Source organism: Algoriphagus antarcticus, from assembly GCF_002150685.1.
GTDB classification, from domain to species: Bacteria; Bacteroidota; Bacteroidia; order Cytophagales; family Cyclobacteriaceae; genus Algoriphagus; species Algoriphagus antarcticus.
Genome location: NZ_MSSW01000008.1, coordinates 94784 through 114019, shown reverse-complemented (window position 1 = coordinate 114019; position 19236 = coordinate 94784). Strand labels below are relative to the sequence as shown.

13 protein-coding genes are annotated in these 19236 nt (G+C 40.9%); 4 read left to right on the top strand and 9 right to left on the bottom strand.

The window, feature by feature from the left end; all coding sequences use genetic code 11:
• Positions 1 to 6: 6 nt before the first annotated feature.
• The gene (locus BVH04_RS04920) at positions 7 to 1683 is read right to left on the bottom strand and encodes a site-specific DNA-methyltransferase (protein ID WP_086540216.1); all 1677 of its coding nucleotides are present in this window, start codon (positions 1681 to 1683) and stop codon (positions 7 to 9) included.
• A gap of 255 nt (positions 1684 to 1938) precedes the next feature.
• Here BVH04_RS04920 and BVH04_RS04915 point away from each other — a divergent pair, with 255 nt between their 5' ends.
• Entirely contained in the window at positions 1939 to 3312 is a 1374-nt protein-coding gene (locus tag BVH04_RS04915) for an AAA family ATPase (RefSeq protein ID WP_086540215.1), read from the top strand.
• Positions 3281 to 3961, top strand: a complete 681-nt coding sequence (locus tag BVH04_RS04910) for an RloB family protein (protein WP_086540214.1) — start codon at positions 3281 to 3283, stop codon at positions 3959 to 3961. Before BVH04_RS04915 ends, BVH04_RS04910 begins: the two co-directional genes overlap by 32 nt.
• Positions 3962 to 3974: 13 nt before the next feature.
• Here the strand turns inward: BVH04_RS04910 and BVH04_RS04905 are convergent, their stop codons facing one another.
• The 4 genes from BVH04_RS04905 to BVH04_RS04890 all read right to left on the bottom strand — a co-directional run bounded on the left by BVH04_RS04905 (position 3975) and on the right by BVH04_RS04890 (position 10172).
• A complete protein-coding gene (locus BVH04_RS04905; RefSeq protein WP_140160522.1) occupies positions 3975 to 5516 on the bottom strand; it encodes a hypothetical protein in 1542 nt (513 codons plus the stop codon).
• Positions 5517 to 5785: 269 nt separating this feature from the next.
• Positions 5786 to 6904 carry a helix-turn-helix domain-containing protein gene (locus BVH04_RS04900; protein WP_086540212.1) on the bottom strand — a complete coding sequence of 373 codons (1119 nt, stop codon included), beginning with the start codon at positions 6902 to 6904 and terminating at the stop codon, positions 5786 to 5788.
• A gap of 13 nt (positions 6905 to 6917) precedes the next feature.
• Positions 6918 to 7256 (bottom strand): hypothetical protein, encoded by a 339-nt coding sequence (locus tag BVH04_RS04895; protein ID WP_086540211.1) that lies wholly within the window; start codon positions 7254 to 7256, stop codon positions 6918 to 6920.
• Positions 7257 to 7298: 42 nt separating this feature from the next.
• Positions 7299 to 10172: an SNF2-related protein gene (locus BVH04_RS04890; RefSeq protein ID WP_086540210.1), complete on the bottom strand. Its 2874-nt coding sequence runs from the start codon at positions 10170 to 10172 to the stop codon at positions 7299 to 7301.
• Between the two features lie 172 nt (positions 10173 to 10344).
• Between BVH04_RS04890 and BVH04_RS04885 the strand changes: the two genes are divergently transcribed.
• Both BVH04_RS04885 and BVH04_RS04880 read left to right on the top strand, forming a co-directional pair.
• Positions 10345 to 10593, top strand: a complete 249-nt coding sequence (locus tag BVH04_RS04885; protein ID WP_086540209.1) for a ribbon-helix-helix domain-containing protein — start codon at positions 10345 to 10347, stop codon at positions 10591 to 10593.
• The gene (locus BVH04_RS04880; RefSeq protein WP_086540208.1) at positions 10568 to 10798 is read left to right on the top strand and encodes a type II toxin-antitoxin system RelE/ParE family toxin; all 231 of its coding nucleotides are present in this window, start codon (positions 10568 to 10570) and stop codon (positions 10796 to 10798) included. The genes BVH04_RS04885 and BVH04_RS04880 overlap by 26 nt, the downstream gene beginning before the upstream one ends.
• 162 nt (positions 10799 to 10960) lie before the next feature.
• Here BVH04_RS04880 and BVH04_RS04875 read toward each other — a convergent pair whose 3' ends face one another.
• The 4 genes from BVH04_RS04875 to BVH04_RS04860 form a co-directional block, all read right to left on the bottom strand.
• A complete protein-coding gene (locus BVH04_RS04875; RefSeq protein ID WP_086540207.1) occupies positions 10961 to 12439 on the bottom strand; it encodes a glutamate synthase subunit beta in 1479 nt (492 codons plus the stop codon).
• Between the two features lies 1 nt (position 12440).
• On the bottom strand, positions 12441 to 16931 hold the full coding sequence (gene gltB / locus BVH04_RS04870; protein ID WP_086540206.1) for a glutamate synthase large subunit: 4491 nt from the start codon (positions 16929 to 16931) through the stop codon (positions 12441 to 12443).
• Positions 16932 to 17325: 394 nt separating this feature from the next.
• Complete coding sequence (gldE, locus tag BVH04_RS04865; protein ID WP_086540205.1) at positions 17326 to 18675, bottom strand: gliding motility-associated protein GldE; 1350 nt, start codon at positions 18673 to 18675, stop codon at positions 17326 to 17328.
• A gap of 70 nt (positions 18676 to 18745) precedes the next feature.
• The gene (locus BVH04_RS04860) at positions 18746 to 19207 is read right to left on the bottom strand and encodes a single-stranded DNA-binding protein (RefSeq protein WP_086540204.1); all 462 of its coding nucleotides are present in this window, start codon (positions 19205 to 19207) and stop codon (positions 18746 to 18748) included.
• Positions 19208 to 19236 lie beyond the last annotated feature (29 nt).

The window sequence follows — 19236 nt, the reverse complement described above, 5'->3', positions numbered from 1 at the left end:
AAAAAATCAGTCAAAAAGACCGGGTTGGGTTGGTTTAGAGCTTTTGGATTTCGGGGGAAATTCTGAATCGAAATCAGAACCGACTTCCTCCGAATCTCCTTCCCCTTCCTGATCTTCAGTAGGCACCTGCACGATCTTCAGACTGTAGTCATCCCGTCCAAACTCACACTTGTCGAGCAATAGACTTGGGATTTTCTTGATGGTGATAGAATTATACCGGTTTTCACATTCTGGCTGATAAGCTTTGCAACAGATTAGAAGCGTTTCTTCTGGCTTCATCTCTTCCTGAATCCGATCTATTGCTTCAACCGTGAGAAACTGAGTGGTAGTAAACAAAAAGTCGCGCTCCATACTTCTACCCTGCTTCCAGAAGATGGCTTCGTCTGGGGCATATTTGAAACCTTCTTGCTTCGCCATGGCGGCTGCCAGCATATCGGGATTGTATTCTTTATTGATGACCCAGTTTCCAAACTTGTCCAGATTCAGCAAGCTAGGAGCTAGGGTATAGAACTTAAATCCTCCACCACCTTTCCAGTCCACGGACTTGGAGATTCCTCCTTGCTCTCCATCCACCACTTGCTTCAATCGGGGATAGCAGTGAGTAATGGCATGCTCGCCCAACTCAATGCCGATATAGTGGCGACTCATTTTGTGGGCTACGGCTGCCGTGGTGCCGGAGCCGAGGAAGGAGTCGAGGACTAGGTCGCCTGGATTAGTTGCAATAGTTAAAATTGTTTGGATTAATCTTTCAGGTTTAGGAGTATCAAAAATGTCATTTCCAAAAAGTATTTTGATTTCTTTTTTTGCTTCTTGATTGTGTCCTGCCAATGTATGTTTCCACAAAGACATTGGCATCATTCCCTGATTGATTTCAGAAAAAAAATTTTTAAGAGCAGGCACTTTATTCAATCCACTCTTACCCCACCATATTCTCTTCTCATTCAAATTTTTCTGTGTTACCTCTTTTGACATTGCCCATACCCTTGTTTTTTTTGGCCAAATTTCTTCATTGGAATAAGGGTGTATTATTGGATAATAGAGATTTGGCCTTTCTCTAAAATTATACCTACAAGTGTAATCCATTGCTTTCCATGGACCCCTAGAATCGTTGTCAGGATTTTTATATCTATCTGTTTGATCCTCAGTCATAGGAAGTAAATTTCTACGAAATTCTTGCGCTTTTTTATAGACAAGGATTTGATCATGAATGTATCCAAAGTCTTTAGTGTCTGGTGGAGGAGAATATCTTTTTTCCCAAGCTATACCACAAATAAAATTTGATCTCCCAAAAATCTCATCACAAGCCACTTTTAAATAATGACCTTCGTTATCGTCTATATTTATCCAAATTGATCCATCTTGTGATAGTAGATTTTTTAAAATTTTAATACGTACTGTAATTAAGTTTAACCATAAAGAATGTTCTACCCCATCATCATAATGTGAAAATGCACTTCCTGTATTATAAGGCGGATCGATATAGATGCATTTTACCTTTCCTGCATAATCCTGCTCCAGGGCTTTTAGGGCAAGGAGGTTGTCCCCGTGGATCAGCATATTCTCCGACTTGGGATCTCCATAGCTGTATTCGGGATTCTCGATCAAGATGCGTGGTTCGAGCTTAGGTTCATCGCCTTTGCCGATCCAGGTGAGTTCGAGTTTTTGGGATTTGGAGGTTGACATGTGTTGTTGAAAAATAGGTGTCTTTTGCTGACAGGACTCAAGAAAGCAAAAACTTAGAGTTTAAGCAAACTGGATTCAGCCTTGAGGGATTTTTGACACATTATGTCTGGTTTTAGTATATTGAAGGTAGATTGGATTTATAGTGTAAAGATTGGTAATGTGTAGTATTTTCACAGAGTTGTGAATTTTATTCACTTTTTTGTACTCTGTATTCACAATTATGATAAGTTTGTGTGAAATAATCACGTTAAGGCTATGCTTATCAGATTTGTAATAGAAAATGTATTCTCTTTTGGCCCCCAGAAGGAATTCAACGCCATACCCAATAACCGGCTTAAGACACTCGACCATCATAGCTATGATTTTGATGGATTTCGACTGTTGAAGATGTCCGCGCTCTATGGGGCAAACGGCGCGGGGAAATCTAATCTGATTAAGGCGATGTATGTATTACAAAGCCTTTTAGTCAATGGGAAAGTCCCTTTTAAATTTCGAGATAATGACTTTAAGTTTAATTCGGACCCCAAAGCCAATCAAATTTTGGCAGTAGAATTTATCCAAAATGGAAAGCCATTTTATTATGGTTTGGTGATGAATCAGGGTAAAATAGTCACTGAAGAGCTCTATAATTCGGGTTTGGGTCAAGGTAAGGATGCATTAATTTTTGAGCGTAATACAGATGTAAAGGGAGCTACAACCTTGATATTCAAAGAGGAATTTGAACAGGACGAGAAAAGCCAAGTATTGAAAAGTATCTTGCTCGAGGAGTTTGTAAAGCCAACTGAGCCAGTATTTAGGCTTTTGGCTAAGCGTGACAATAAATATTTGACTGATGTCAAAACTGCTTTTGGCTGGTTTAGTGATACGCTCCAAATCTTATCTCCTAAAACCAAACCTATTGGTTTAGCCCATCATATAGATACCGATCCAGCATTCAAAAGCTATGCTCAGGATATGATGTGTTCATTAAACATTGGGATCGAATCTTTGACTACCGAAAAGGTGGATATGGACGAGTTTTTTGGAAAAGACAATGAAAATGAACTGGTAGAGCTTAAGCAGAAAGTGGAGGAGTCCGAACTAAAAATGATAGAACTTGCAAGCAGAAGCGGGGATGAAATTTTGGTAGTGAAGGAAGAGGATAAATTCTGGGTAAAAAGTCTAAAGATAAATCACAAGGGGAAAGATGAGCGTGTGATCCAATTTGACTTGGAGGAGGAGTCCGATGGGACAATCCGATTATTAGATTTCGTTCCTGCTTTTATGGAGGTTATTTCAGATAGACGTGTTTTCTTGATTGACGAAATTGAGCGAAGTATTCATCCGCTTTTGATCAAGGAATTGGTCAAGAAATTTTCTGATGATCCCGAAACCCAAGGACAGCTGATTTTCACTACTCATGAATCCAATTTGCTGGATCAGGAGCTCTTTCGACAGGATGAGATTTGGTTTGCAGAGAAGAATATCGATGGCGCTACTGACCTTTATTCCCTTAGTGATTTCAAGGAACACAAGACGCTTGATATTCGAAAGGGGTATCTGAATGGGCGCTATGGTTCCATTCCTTTTCTAGGTAATCTCAAGGATCTTAACTGGCATGAATATGATCATAACCCGGAGACTGTTTGAGCGAAGGCCCCCGAGTCGGGAAGCTAAAATTATCTATATTTTTTGTGAAGGAGCAAGACGGGAGCTTGCATATTTCCAATACTTTAAGGAAATGGACTCTAGGATAAATCTGGAAATCTATGAGCTGAACCCTCATGAGGACAATTCACCACTTGGGCTATTGGAGATTGCCAAAAATTGTATTTTGGTGACTGCCGAAAATCCTGAACCCAAGTATAATTTACAGGATCAAGATGAGGTTTGGATTGTGCTGGACTCTGACCCGGATAAGGGTAATTCCCGAAGACCTCAAATTTCTGCTATCAAATCAGAGATAGAATCACATGATCGTTGGTCGCTGGTAGAGAGCAATCCTTGCTTTGAAGTGTGGCTTTATTTCCATGGGCAAGCGGAGTTTGCAGATTTTAAAGGAATGGAAGCTTGCAAAACTTGGAAGCAAAAGGTGAATACCTTACTTGCAGGTGGTTTTGATTCGCGAAGGCATCCCATCTATATCGCAGACGCAACTGAAAACGCCAAGGCTAATTTCTTCCTTGATGAAGCAGGCAATTTGAAAATCGGTTCTACAGAGATCTATCGCTTGTCCGAAAGTATGCTACGCTTATTGGGAGATAGAATTCGCGACGCAAAGGCAAAACTCGATACTTAATTTACTTTAAAATTTACTTAACAAACTTCCTGAAAGCTGAAACGATCTGGAAGATAAAGAAGGCAAGGAAGATGCGTTGGAGGCCGTCCCAGAAATGAGCTGAAGCGTCAATAGTTTGATCTGGAAACATATCTCTTACTCTTCGAGTGGGGTTGAAGAGTTGCCAAAATATCGAATCGTACTTAGTGATTTTCTCCCAAAATAAGCTCACACCTTCTGCGCTCCAGTCCCATTTCCATGAAATAATACAATCAGCAGAAATAACCAAAAGCGGATAAATAAGAATTGTAGCTAAAATCAGTAAACCAAAAGGTAAAAGCCAGCTTTGTCCGTGATGATTGGTTTTTCCAAGCCAGATCGATGCTAAATCCCCTGTTCTAATCAACCAATTCTGAAATCCTGTATTTGGGTCATTTCGTCTCTGTTGAATGAGTTGAGCATGAACTTCAACTTCTCTAGCCTTAAAGTCAAGCGAAGTTATTCGATCTGATTGCTTCTCAGCTGCTAATTTCAACTGCCGAAAAATTTCTCTTCGTTGAGATAAGATTTTTCTTTGATTTACTTCAGATTCCTCCACGTTTAGTTGACCGTTTTCAAACCATGTAGCGCCATAGGTAAATATGGAATCCAGTCTGGAATCAATGATTCGAACAGATGGATAGACGCTAAAATCGAAATCGTAAAATTCAGTGTTTCCTAGGTTAGAGTTTTCAATTAGTAATTGCTCAGGATTCCCTTTGCCTTCATCGGGATAGTTGTTATTGTTCAGTGAAATAAGCGCTTTGTTGAAAAAATGGGAAAACGTCAATCTATCGTATGAACAATCTCGAAGGAAAACGGAATTGTTAAAGTTGATTCCTTTGAAAAGGACTTCTTTGAAAAATGTGTTTCTGAAATCGATTACACCGGAGGATTTTTCGGAGAAGTTGATTTGGAGTTTTTCTGAAATAATCTTTTGGCCATCAAACTGAATTCCATTTTTAAATTTTGTATCAAGAATATGAACTTCGCGGATATTAAAAACCTTCACGTTTTTATTGTCAAATGAAAGGCGAACCTCAGATTCGAAATCAGCGACTGCAAAACTCAGAAACCCTGAAATGGAAATGTCTTGAATTACAATTTCATCCTTAAAAATTCCACTATCAAATATGATTGAACCATATTCTGTTCCAGAAATATTTACGGTTTTATGAAATAAAGAGTCTTTGCCCGATATAATTAAATTTGAACATTTTATGGGACTTATTCGAAGACGATTACTTACTTCAACTGATATAAATTGAAGTCCCATCTTTCTAATTATTCCTCCCAAAAAATCGAAAGAATTAAGAAGGCAATTTTTTATTTCAAAAGAAGATCCACAATCGACGTCATTAAAAGACAATTGCCCTATGTGAGCCTTTTCACTTACCAATCCTAGAAAAGAAATGCCGTTTTCAAAAAATGAATTAGCAATATAAATTGCTGTGATTGTACAGCCTAGAAAACCCAATGTGAAATTTTCAAATGCCGATCCACGTTCACCCCCTTGATGAGATGTACACTTCATCATGCTAACGGGTGCTTTAAATTCACATTCATTAAATATTAATCCTGAATGCAACTCAATATCACTAAATGCAATTTTTCCTTCAAATCTGAAATTTGTCAATAGTAAGTGTTTTTTGGAGTAATTTTCATTAGTAAAATCAATTTTTCCAAATACAGTTGTTTGTTTACTTTGGGATCCTAATCTGCAAAAATCATCCGATTCGGATACTAATTTTATAAACTTCTCAGCGGAATATTTATTAGCATCATCAAGCATTTCCAACATACTACTCACAACTCAATTTTCTGATAAAACCCATGCACATGTCCTTGACCGCGCGAAATGATTTCTTTTCGCTCCAATCTGCCGACTATCATTGCAGGATGAGTATTGATCCGTTGAGCGAAATCACGGATTTGATCCGTAGTCCAGGTTCCATCTTTGCGTAAGCTCATGAATTCTGCTTCCTCCCGCTCGCTGTAGGTACTCGCTATAGCAAAGTCATCGGCTTCTTTTTCCTTGACCTGTCCATCTTCAGTATATTCCAGTCCTTCGAGAAATACTTCCTTTTTGCCATGCTTCAGGATATGCCCGGCTTCGTGGAAGAAGGTAAACCAGAAGATATCGTTCCGCTGGAATTGGTTGGAGAGTTGGATCACTGGCGTATCTCCTACCCAGCGAGTCGCTCCATGGACTTTGGAGTTGGGGAGCTTTGGAGTGTGGATGACTTTCACTCCGGCCTCGGCGGCTAAGCTTGAGAGACGAATGAAGAAATCTGCCGGATGGGCTACCATGATTTCCTTGATTCGTGGAATTGAATCTCCAAATCGCTTTTTGTCAAAATCTCCCACTTTCATTTCCCTAGCCTGAATCTCTCCCTGCCGAAGCCAAGCGGCTAAAGCGTAAGGGTTTTTTTGGACTTGCTTAGTTAATCGGTAGTCGATTTTCTCCACCATAGCGAAGCAGCTGGACTGATAAAAGGCCTCTTTGCTGGCTACTTGGAAAAATTGAAGAATCGCCTTCATTCGCTCCAGCGTTTCTTTGGTTTCTACCTCGATCCAACCAAACCCAATGAGTTCCTTGAGCGGGAAATTGCTGAGCCAATCTTTGTCCTGAATCAGTTGCTCGGCTTCCCGTATTTCTGCCAATTCCAGTTGATAGTTTTTTTCACGCTCGAGCCAAAACGCAGCGGGAACACCTGTCACATTTTCCAGTTGGATGGCAGTATCGGGAAGAATGGCTGTTTTTCCTTGGATCAGTTCATTGATGGTTTTTACGGGTCTTCCCATACGAGCTGCCAGCTCGGTCTGAGAAAATCTGAGCTCATCGATGGTCTCAGCCAGCGTATCTCCGGGAGGGGAGATCAGCGCTTTGGCAAGCTCAATATCGGATTGGGTTTTGAGTTTCATAGGGTTTGTTGCTTTAATGGTAATCGTAGCAAAGTTCTTCAATGGTAATCTCTGTCACCTGAGACCAGTCTAATCCACCAGCTTCTTTTGTCGGTAATGGTTCATGATTAGGTTTAAAAATCAATCTTCTGTTTCCAGTAATGTTTACTGCTAAATAACCTTTGTAATTTTTCCCACTGAGTTGGTGACATCTAGCACCGGGTATTTTCCCGATGACTTCCAGATTTGCAGCAGCTTTCAAATCCGCCAATCTCATATTAATTTGCTTGGCACTAGTTCCATAAGCTTTAAAAAGTGCTTTAAGATCCTCTGCCTCTTTCTTTAATTTGTTTGTTCTGTAAGTGATGTTCACGCAAAAGTATGATTAAAAGTTATTAACCCCAAAGGTTATAGATTATATAATATTCCATTTAAAAGTAAAAAGTTCTTTTGCTTGGTGTCTTTGTTCCAGTTGCTTCTCAACGGCGGCAAGCAAAGACTCTTTTTTCTGCTCGATATCATCTTGGGCTTCGAAGAGGCGTTTTCGTTTTTCAGATCTAAGCTTTTCTAGATCTTTCACGGTTCGCTGGGCCTGAACTTTCGTCTTGAGATCCGTTGATTTTCTGGCCTCCATTTTTTTGAGTTTGATTTCCCCATCCAGATCTTGGAGTTCCCGCTCAAGGCTGATCTTCATATCATCCGCCCAGTGTTCCAATTTATCATACTCTTGGTCAAAGAATTTCCCGTTTTTGGTTAGAGAGATTTCCTTTGCTGCATCCATCTCCTCGTCCAGTTTCTGTTCGATCAGCTCTTTGTTTTCGGAATCCAATTCTTGAGCAGAACCTAGCTGGGCATTCAAAGAAAAGAATCGCTTGACCAATTCTGAATCGATCCATTCTCCGGACTCGGTCAGCCCGACGGCGATCCAATAATCTTCCTTATCGAAAGATTCGATTTCCAGTTGATAGGCACTGATCCACCCTGTTTTATTTAGCAGAGGCTCCAACGCTGAAATAATTGTTTGGGAATTGGTGTAATCAAAAGTGACTTCCTGAACTGGCAGCGTCTTACTGCTCCAAGTATTCAAAATCTCCTGTGCCAGGGGATGATTGATTCTGAAGTGATAATGATTTGGAATTTGTTTATTTCCCAGTTTATAATTTCCGATTGGGGCATTGATAATCGGAGAGCGAATCTTGAAGGAAAGATTCTTTTCATCGAAACTGGCTTTTTCTTTCAGAGAATACTTGGCGATTTTCCAGAGGTAGGTTTCATATTTGGAGATGTACTCCCGACTTTGAGCAAGGTTGATTCGAAGCTTTTCATGCACTTCTTCATCGAAGTTTTCCAGCAATTTTTCCTTGGTGGAATCCATCGCCTGTGTAATATTTTCTTCTAGTTCCTGTCTTAGCTCGGTAAAACTCTTAGTTATTTCCTCCGTGGTTCTACAGGTTTGATAGATTTGTGCTATTCTTCGCTCGATGTCCACACCGGATTCCAATGAGCCTAGCACCTCATCACTGGCTCCGAATACGCCGCTGAAAAGATTAAATTTTTCATTGAGTAATCGGTATACGTGCTCATCAGCGGCATTTCGTTTGTTCAGAAAGTTGATGACTAGCACATCATGCTTTTGCCCATACCGATGGCATCTACCGATTCGTTGCTCGATTCGCTGCGGATTCCAAGGCATGTCATAATTGACCACGACGGAGCAGAATTGCAAGTTGATTCCCTCAGCAGCCGCTTCGGTAGCAATCATGATCTCGGCATCATTTCGAAAATTTTCTACCAAAGCAGCTCGCATATCTGCGGATGGTGAGCCACTTGCTTTGTCAGAATCTTTGTTTTGGGCCAGCCATTTTTGATAAATTGCCCGAGAGCCTTTATCTGAGTTTGTGCCGTTGAATAACACTATTTTTCCTGCGTAGCCGCTTTTTGAAAGCAGTTCTGCGAGGTATGCCTGTGTTCGCTTACTTTCAGTAAAGATGATTGCCTTCTTTGCTGCACCGAGTTTGGTACCCTCTTCAAAGCCGGTTTCGAGTGCGGCTATTAACTTTTCACCCTTAGAGTTCACTTGGATCGATTCTGCCAATTGTGCAAAACTTCCCAATAAATCAGCTTCTACTTTAATCTCGAGGAGTTCATCTTCCGAATACCATTTTTCTGCTGGGATTTCTGCTTCATCTTCCCATTCGTCTTTGAGTTCATCGTAATCCTCATAGTCTTCATTGAGAAAATCTTCCAACTCCAAAGGATTCTCTTTGTGTCTTTTTAAAACATCCAGCAACTTTTCCTCCAGTCGCTTGAAGGTTCCTGAAATCGCGAATGAAGAAGATGCCAACAAACGCCGCAAGACCAAGGTCATTAATTGACGCTGAGATGCCGGTAATGCATAAAGTCTTTCACGCTGTAAATAATCCGAGACTAGCGTATATAATTGATGTTCGCTATCCGACGGGAAAAACTCAAATACAAATGCTTTCCTGCTAGTGAACTGGATGTATTCAAGAACCTGTCTCCGAAGCGTCCGTTTGGTTACAGGTTTCAATCGTTCTTTTAACTCCTCATAGATTCCCGAATCGACGTATTTATCTGCCCGGCTATACTGAGCTTTGAAGCTTTTCAGATCCCCGAAAAGATGATCATCAATAATTGAAACCAAACCATATAATTCTAATAGTGAATTTTGGAGTGGAGTTGCAGTTAAAAGAATTTTTGGGAATGGCTCTAAGGTATCTTTTAGAGTTTTGGCGATCACATTGTTGTTTTTGTACACATTCCGAAGTCTGTGAGCTTCATCAATGACCACCAAATCCCATTTGATATGCCGTAAATAGGGTGCTTTAGTTTTAGCAAATTGGTAAGAGCAAACTGCAACTTGATCTTTTTGGTCAAAAGGATTTAAGTTTCCATTATTGATTTGCTGATTGAAGGATTTGGTTTCTAGAATTATACTTTCCAGATAGAATTTATCTTGTAGCTCTTGATTCCACTGCTTCCGGAGGTTGGCTGGAGCGATGATTAGAATCTTACGTTTCCGTTCTGCCCATTTTTGACTGAGGACAAGTCCTGCTTCGATGGTTTTTCCGAGTCCGACTTCATCAGCCAGGATAGCTCCTTTTGAAAGAGGGGATCTGAATGCAAAAAGTGCAGCTTCAACCTGATGTGGGTTTAAGTCCACTTTGGCATCCACCAAAGCAGAAGCTAATTTTTCGATACTATCAGAGGCTACGCGTTTGGTAAGTTCAAATGCGAAGTATTTAGCGTGGTAGGGTGTTAAAGTCATGTAAAAAGGTAATCGAACGATTAAAAGCCTAATTTAGAAGATTTCATATCAATCCTCCCCACTGGATCTTTTTGGAAACATGATATTATGAACTTGATAATTTAATAATATCTTAGAATGCGTAAATTCTATGTAATTAGATTGTTGAACTACGACTACTATTAGAAAATCAATGACCATCACAGCTTCTCAGGAGCAATGGATTAAGTTACAAATCCAACAAGGAGGTTTTGCGAATGATAGCGAATATTTGCGGCATCTGATTCGATTGGATAAAGAGCGCAATAGAAATTTCCTACAGACCAAGGCTGATATTCAGGATGGATACGATAGCGGAGTAAGTGTTCGTGTTCGAACAGTGAACGAGATCATGGAATTTGCACTGAGTCGACAAGCTGATCGTAAGAAGAAACAAGTCTGATTACCACCTACTCTCCAAAAAGGAAGATGAGGATTTGGATCGAATAGCTGTCCATATTGTGGAGGCAAATGGTGATAATCAAGCTAGAAAATACATCACAGGTCTTTTTACTACTTTCGATTCTTTATGCTCTAATCCAGACCTAGGCAGAAGTGCGATCGAATATGCTCCTAGGCTAAAGAATACAGATTTCAAACCCACATGATATTTTATGAAAAAACTTTAGATGGTGTTTATATCTTCAGGATTTTAGATCAAAGGCAAGACTTTCAACGTCACTTCTAAAAATTAATAAAGCCATCTGACTTCTCAGATGGCTTTATGTTTTTGTAGTTTTTAACTTAAAGAAGATTCTATTTCAACTGAATCAGATATTTCCCTCAATTTCTTCCTCAACCTGGAAGAAAGACTCATCTTTCCGAGGTAGAGTAGACTCTCCCATCAAGAATTCATCCACTTTCACAGCGGCCTCTCTTCCTTCTGATATTGCCCAAACAACCAAGGATTGGCCTCTACGCATATCTCCAGCTAGGAAAACTTTTGAATTAGTGCTTTGATAATTTTTAGACTTGGGAAGTGTATTCTCCATGGTTTCTGCACCGAATGCTTCCAGTAATCCATTATGGGCCGGACCGGTATAGCCAATAGCCAAAAATGCTAAATCACAAGGGACTGTACGTTCAGTGCCTGCAATTTCTTCGAAAACCATACGACCGTCTTTGTGTACCCATTCCAGATCTACAAGACTTAAACCCGTCACTTGACCTTCCTTGTTCACCGTAAATTCTTTAGTAAGAATAGAGAACACCCGCTCAACTCCTTCTTCATGAGAACTGGATGTTCTCAGCGTCATAGGCCATTCTGGCCATGGGTTGAGCGTGTTTCTTTGCTGAGGGGGCTTAGGCAAAAGCTCAAGCTGCGTCACTGAAGCCGCTCCATGTCGATTGGATGTGCCAATACAATCACTTCCTGTATCACCACCGCCGATTACAATCACATGCTTTCCTTTTGCTGAAATTGGGTTTTCTTTGATCTCACCAGATACAACCTTGTTCTGTTCACCTAGAAAATCCATGGCAAAATGAACACCTTTTGCTTGTGAGCCTTTGATATTCAGTCCTCTTGGTTGTCCGGCGCCGGTAGAAAGTACTACAGCGTTAAAGTTTTTGAGGATATTTTCTGCTTTGATATTGAAGCCAATTTCGGTATCACAAGAGAAAATTACCCCTTCTCGCTTCATAAATTCAATACGTCTATCAATTACCCATTTTTCCATCTTGAAATCGGGGATTCCATATCGTAGTAGTCCTCCTGGTTTGGAATCCTTTTCGAAAAGCGTTACCTCATGACCTGCTTGGTTTAGCTGATCTGCCGCTGCGAGTCCTGCAGGTCCTGAGCCAATCACGGCAACAGACTTTCCAGTTCTTGTTTTTGGCGGGTTTACTTTGATCAAGTCAAGTTCATAGGCTTTTTCAGCGATGTTTTTCTCGATCAATTCTATCGCAACAGGATCTTTATTGATGCCCAAAACACAGCTTGTCTCGCAGGGAGCGGGGCAGATCCTTCCCGTGAATTCAGGGAAATTATTTGTGCTCCTTAATATTTTGATCGCTTGCTCCCATTCGTTGTTGTAAACCGCATCGTTGAAATCCGGAATCACATTACCGAGTGGACAACCATTATGACAAAAAGGAACACCACAGTCCATGCATCGTGCTGCTTGATTATTTAACTTTTCGCCTGAAAACGGCTCATATATTTCCTTGTAGTCACCTATTCTAGCTTTCGCGTCACGGGTAACCGGAGTTTCTCTTTTGAATTGAATAAATCCTTCTTTCGATCCCATTTTACGCCAATGATTTTGATTGTTCTAATGCTCTTTTCTCTAAAACCGCCTTATAATCTCTAGGAATTACCTTGATGAATTTCTCTTTGGATTTATCCCAATCATCAAGGAATTTGGTTCCTAGACCCGACTTGGTCAGTTTTACATGTCTTTTGAGGAATGTCTTGATCGTGTTGAAATCCTCACCTTCCAGAATATCTATATCTACTAATTCTGGGTTGATTTCAGTAATGTAATCCTTGAGAATATAGGCGATTCCACCGCTCATTCCTGCAGCAAAATTTCTTCCTATTTCTCCAAGATTTACTACCAATCCACCGGTCATATATTCACAGCCGTGATCTCCGATTCCTTCCACTACGGTTTGTACACCGGAGTTTCTTACACAGAATCGCTCACCACCTTTTCCATTGATATATGCTTCTCCAGAAGTGGCACCATAGAACGCCACGTTACCGATGATGATGTTATCTTCTGGAACGAATTTGGCATTTCTGCTAGGATAAACGATCAGTTTTCCACCAGATAGACCTTTGCCAAAGTAATCGTTGGCTTCACCTTCTAGTTCGAAGTTGACTCCTTTTGCAAGGAATCCTCCGAAAGTCTGACCTGCAGAACCTGTGAATTTGAAATTGATCGTATCCTCAGGCAAGCCCGGGCTTCCGTATATTTTAGAAATCTCATTGGAGAGCATTGCCCCCACTGATCTGTCAGTATTTTTGATTTGGAAGCTTCCTGATGAGGACATCGCTTGTTCCAATGAAGGCAGCGCTGCCTTGATCAACTGCCTATCCAATACTCTCTTCAGCTCAAATTCCTGATCGATTTGCTTGTGAATTCCTACATGATCCGGAACTTCCACTTTATGGAAAATAGGGCTCAAGTCCACTTTATCCCACTTCCAGTGATTCAAGTGTCCTGTAGATTGAAGTACGTTGCTTTGTCCTACCATTTCATCCACGGTACGGAATCCAAGCGATGCCATGATCTCTCTGAGATCTTGCACAAGGAATTGGAAGTAATTAACGACGTGATCCGGGTCACCAGTAAATAGTTTTCTCAAGTCTGGATTTTGTGTTGCTATACCCACAGGACAAGTATTGAGATGGCATTTTCTCATCATAATACATCCTTCCACCACCAATGCAGCGGTAGAAATTCCCCATTCTTCAGCTCCCAAAAGTGTCGCAATCGCTAGATCACGTCCAGTCCGAAGCTGACCGTCGGTTTGAAGTGTTACTCTACTTCGAAGGTTATTTTTAACCAAAGTTTGATGTGCCTCTGATAATCCAAGCTCCCAAGGCAAACCAGCGTGACGGATCGAACTCAATGGAGATGCTCCAGTACCGCCGTCTGCTCCGGAGATTAGGATTACATCAGCCTTGGCTTTTGCCACACCTGCTGCTACAGTACCCACACCTGCTTGGGAAACCAGCTTAACGTTGATTCTAGCTTTTCTATTGGCATTTTTCAAATCGAAAATCAGCTGAGCCAAATCTTCGATAGAATAAATATCGTGGTGGGGTGGAGGTGAGATCAATCCTACTCCAGGAGTGGAATGTCTTACTCTACCTATCCAATCATCTACTTTATGTCCAGGAAGCTGACCACCTTCTCCGGGCTTAGCTCCTTGAGCCATTTTGATTTGAAGTTCGGCAGCATTTGTTAAGTAATTGCTCGTAACACCGAATCTACCTGAAGCTACTTGCTTGATAGCTGAGCGCTCCCAGTCTCCATTTTCTTTTTTGGCAAAACGAATCTCATCTTCTCCTCCTTCACCAGAATTACTTTTGGCGCCCATTCTGTTCATGGCTATCGCCAAAGTAGAATGTGCTTCATGGGAAATCGAACCAAAGGACATAGCACCGGTAGCAAATCTTCTCATGATGGAAGATGCTGGCTCTACTTCGTCGATTGGGACTGAGATTCTTTTTTTGAATTCAAATAAGCCTCTTAAAGTCAAGGCGTCTTTGCTTTGCTCATTGATTTTGGATGCAAATTTTTTGTACATACCAAAATCGTTCAGACGAGTTGACTTCTGAAGTAAGTGGATTGTTTCAGGATTGAACAGGTGTTTTTCACCTCTTCTTTTCCACTGATATACGCCGCCTTGCTCTAGAATAGGAGATTCAGTTTCGTAGGCAGCTCTATGACGGATCAAAACCTCTTCGGCCAACTCGTCAAAGGAAATACCGCTGATTCTGGAAATTGTGCCTTTGAAACATCTGTCGATAACTTCAGGACCTAATCCTAAGGCTTCGAAAATCTGTGCGCTTTGATACGATTGAAGCGTACTGATACCCATTTTAGAAAGAACTTTCAGTAGTCCTTTTCCTATCGCAGATTGGTAGTTTGAGAATAGTTTCTTCTGGTTTTTGGCATTGGGTAGCTCACCTTTTTCAAACATGTTGAGCAGTGATTCCAAAGCCATGTAGGGATTGATAGCAGATGCGCCGTAGCCAATCGCAGTAGCGAAATGGTGTGTTTCGCGGATATCTCCAGATTCCAACACCAAGCCGGCGCTGGTCCTTATTTTCTTTTTGACCAAGTGATGGTGTACCGCTCCTATAGCCAATAGAGATGGAACAGGTGCATATTCCTTGGTGCTGTTGCGATCAGAAATAACGATAATATTTTTTCCTTCGTTGATCGCTTTTTCAGCTTCATCACAAATCTTGTTCAGTGCCTCTAAGAGTCTTCCGGACTTATGGTCAGCTAGGAAAAGACTTGTGAGTGTCGCACATCTATAGCCCTGTCCTTCCATATTTTTGATCTTTTCCAGATCTTCATTTAAAAGAACGGGCTGGGAAATGTGGATTTGACGAGTATGTTTTGGACTTTCCTCCAGGATATTTTGGCCCACACCCAGACGGGTGAAAAGCGACATGACCATTCTCTCCCGAATAGGATCAATCGGCGGGTTACTTACCTGGGCAAATAGCTGCTTGAAGTAATTGGAAATATGCTGACTTTCTTTGGATAGAACGGCCAGAGGAGTATCCGCTCCCATAGATCCAATTGCTTCATACGCCGTATCTCCCATAGGACTTAATACTACTTTGAGTTCCTCAGAAGTATATCCAAATATGGTTTGGTGCTTTTTAATATTCTCGGTGAAATATGGATGAGACAGCTTTATAGGTGCGTCTTCTAAGCGAAGTTTGATTCGCTGATCTGCTACCCACTGCTCATAAGGCTGCCTGCTACAGACTTCTCCTTTTACTTCTTGATCAAATAATACACGTCCCTTTTCCAAATCGGCCCACATCATCCTTCCTGGGCTAATTCTGCCTTTTTCTACAATAGTAGCTTCGCGAATAGGCAGAGCTCCGGCTTCAGAAGATAGAATAAGTCGTTTATCTTTTGTGATAAAATATCTAAGTGGACGGAGACCGTTTCTATCCAGTGTGGCACCTACAGATTTTCCATCTGTAAATAGCAAAGCAGCTGGGCCATCCCATGGCTCTACAAGTGATGCGTGGAATTTGTAGAATGATTTTCTGTCTCGATCCATCACCTCGTTATCTTGCCATGCCTCTGGGACAAGCATCATCATGGCATGAGGCAGAGATCGTCCACTCAAAGTCAGTAGCTCCACCATCGCGTCAAGATTCGCAGAATCCGACTTTAGTTTGTCGGTGATTGGCATCAATCTGGAAAGCTCCTCATCAGTGAAATACTGAGATTTCATGAGGTTTTCCTTCGACTTCATTTTGTTCAGATTTCCCTTGATCGTATTGATCTCACCATTGTGAGAAAGAAAACGAAACGGCTGAGCCAGTCTCCAATTTGGAAAGGTATTGGTAGAGAAGCGGGAGTGAACTATCGCAAAAGCAGATCCGATCCTCGGATTCTGAAGGTCTTTGTAAAAAGCCAAAACCTGGTCTGTGCGCAACTGCCCCTTATATATAAGTGTCTGGCTACTCAAACTCGCAAAATAGAAAGACTGATTCACACCAGGAATCTTGGTATTGATTTCTAAAGTAGAATAGTTTCTCAATACGTAAAGTTTACGCTCCAATTCAATTCCTGTGAGTCCCTTTTTATGCTTGACAAAAAGTTGCTCAATATTTGGCATCACCTCAAGTGCTCCTGAACCCGGTACAGTTTCATCCACCGGAACAGATCTATAGCCGATCAATTCAAAACCCAGCTCATCGATCAACTGATTGAGGAGTTCTTTCGAGCGATGAAATAATTGCTTATTCCTTGGGAAAAAGGTCATACCTACACCATAGGATCCAGCTTCAGGAAGCTCGATTTCTGTACGCGCAGTAATATCTTTGAGGAACTGATGTGGTACCTGTATTAATATGCCAGCTCCATCGCCAGACTTAGGATCAGATCCACGGCCGCCACGGTGCTCCATATTGCTCAGCATGTATAAGGCATCGCTAATCGTCTCATGTGAGGGTACTGCACTCAGATCAACAACCGCACCTATACCGCAGGAGTCGTGCTCAAACTCCGATCGATACAAACCTTCTTGCATTATTATAGAATTTATTAGGTTCAAAATTTCCAAAAATTACAGAAAAAAATCGTCCTATTAAAATTACGGCAACAAAACGGCTGCTTTAGTGCCTTATTTTTTATGGATTTTAAGTTTTTTAATATTTTGGCAATTAACTTTTTGGTGTAAAAAATAGAACTACCTAATATAAATTGTAGCAGTATTTGAATAAATAGGGTGCTTTTCTATTTAAATATCAAAAAAAATGTGCAAAATATCTGATTTTCGGGCTCTCGAAAATTCTATCAAAAAAAAATAAAATTATTTTTCGTGAATTTTGTTTAAGATTCTTCGAATCAGCGTTTATCCACACGAGTGAAGAATATTATTCGGGAAAATGGGAAAAACTAAAAATATTGTGAATTGTTATTTTTCAATCGGTATGAGGGCCAAAGATATCCTTGTCCAAGGAATTGATATGAACCTTCACTTTTTTGATTTTCCGGGCGTCCACTGCCAGAATTGTAAATTCAAAATCTTCAAATTTGATCTTAGTACCATTCTTCGGCAATTTCGAATTAAGCTCCAGTAGCAAGCCGCCCAGAGATTCGCTTTCGCCCTTCACATCTTCAAACACCTGTGAGTCTAAATCTAACTTTTTGCAGAAATCATTCAGAGAGACTTTTCCTTCAAAGATAAACGTAGCAGGGTCTAGTTCTTGGAAGAAAATGTCGTCGTGATCGTCAAACTCATCGTTGATTTCCCCAATGATCTCTTCGATCAAATCCTCCAACGTGACCAACCCGGAAGTTCCACCATATTCATCCACTACGATTGCCATGTGCACGCGTTTTAATTGGAAGTCTTTCAATAAGGTGTCCACTTTTTTGTTTTCGGGTACAAAGAAACTCTTGCGAATCAATTCATTCCAGCCGAAATCTTCATCTCGCTCAATGAATGGAAGAAGATCTTTGATGTAAAGTATGCCCTGAATGTTGTCAATAGTTTCCTCATAGACAGGGATTCTAGAATAGCCGCTTTTATTGATTTTGTCCATCAATTCATGGAAATCCATGTCCATATCTATGGCAGTGATGTCCATTCGACTTTGCATCACTTGCTTCACAGTCAGTGTGCCGAAGTTTACTATTCCTCGTAGAATCTCACGCTCTTCATTTGGAGCATCCTCTGTACTCAATTCCAACGCTTGATTTAACTCATTTACCGAAAGTGAATAGCCTTTCTTTTCGATTCGCTTTTCCAGCACATTGCTAAAAGCCATCAAAAACATGGAAAAAGGTCTTAAAATAGTGGAGAAAAATGTAATGGTAGGAGCCATGATCAGGCTGAACTCCACTTTTGCTTTGTTAGCATAGACCTTTGGGACGATCTCCCCAAAAAATACGATTGCGAATGTCACCCCAATTGTTTGTACTAGAATAATAATTATTCCTGTGGCATTTTGTCCAAAAATAGACCATGCCACAAAAGTGGTGAGCGTCACTATCCCAATATTGATCAGGTTATTTAGAATGAGGATAGTGCTGAGAAGGTTTTTGGGAGACTCTACTAAGCCAATTACTTTTTTGCCGCGTGGAGTGTTATCTTCTTCGATATTCCCCAAATCTTCATTGGTTAGAGAGAAAAATGCTACCTCAGAACCAGAAACAAGGGCAGAGCCTATTAATAGTAATATAAAAAGCAACCCATTTAAAATCAGATAACTTACCGAAGGTGAGCTAATCTGAGCGAGTAAATGGTAACTCGGGTAGGGATCGTCCATGTATTAAACCGCAAAGGTTAATGCAAAATTAAAAAATTCCCCTGAAAATAGCTTCCAGGGGAAAGGATTATTAAAATGGCAGATCGTCATCTTCTGTATCTGAAACCATTTCTTGCGCTTTGGGCGCGGATGTCGGCGCCGCCGATGCTGGTCTTTGTTGGGTGGATTGCTGAGGTGAGGCTTGGTTATCGTTGCCATCTGGTTTTCCTCCAAGCATGGTAAAGCTGAGTACTCGGATCTTTGTGCGATATCTATTTTGACCCTGTTCATCTTGCCAACTATCAGTTTTGATTTTCCCTTCAGCATAGAGTTGAGAGCCCTTTCTTAGATATTGCTCAGCAACTTTGGCTAGTGCTCCCCATATTTCCAAATCGTGCCACTCCGTTTGCTCCACCCGATTACCCGTTTTGTCTTTGTAGGATTCAGTCGTAGCAAGCCGAAGTTTTGCCACCACATTATCTCCTTCCAGATATTTCACTTCGGGATCAGCGCCCAAATTGCCTAATAGGATTACTTTATTTACTCCTGCCATAGTTTATTTAATTTATGTTTGAAAAAGTC

Coding starts and splice junctions, on each gene's coding strand:
- BVH04_RS04860 (WP_086540204.1), bottom strand. CDS start 19,207: ATGGCAGGAGTAAATAAAGTAATCCTATTAGGCAATTTGGGCGCTGAT.
- BVH04_RS04875 (WP_086540207.1), bottom strand. CDS start 12,439: ATGGGATCGAAAGAAGGATTTATTCAATTCAAAAGAGAAACTCCGGTT.
- BVH04_RS04885 (WP_086540209.1), top strand. CDS start 10,345: ATGACCATCACAGCTTCTCAGGAGCAATGGATTAAGTTACAAATCCAA.
- BVH04_RS04920 (WP_086540216.1), bottom strand. CDS start 1,683: ATGTCAACCTCCAAATCCCAAAAACTCGAACTCACCTGGATCGGCAAA.
- gldE (WP_086540205.1), bottom strand. CDS start 18,675: ATGGACGATCCCTACCCGAGTTACCATTTACTCGCTCAGATTAGCTCA.
- gltB (WP_086540206.1), bottom strand. CDS start 16,931: ATGCAAGAAGGTTTGTATCGATCGGAGTTTGAGCACGACTCCTGCGGT.
- BVH04_RS04900 (WP_086540212.1), bottom strand. CDS start 6,904: ATGAAACTCAAAACCCAATCCGATATTGAGCTTGCCAAAGCGCTGATC.
- BVH04_RS04890 (WP_086540210.1), bottom strand. CDS start 10,172: ATGACTTTAACACCCTACCACGCTAAATACTTCGCATTTGAACTTACC.
- BVH04_RS04905 (WP_140160522.1), bottom strand. CDS start 5,516: ATGATGAAGTGTACATCTCATCAAGGGGGTGAACGTGGATCGGCATTT.
- BVH04_RS04910 (WP_086540214.1), top strand. CDS start 3,281: ATGAATATGATCATAACCCGGAGACTGTTTGAGCGAAGGCCCCCGAGT.
- BVH04_RS04915 (WP_086540215.1), top strand. CDS start 1,939: ATGCTTATCAGATTTGTAATAGAAAATGTATTCTCTTTTGGCCCCCAG.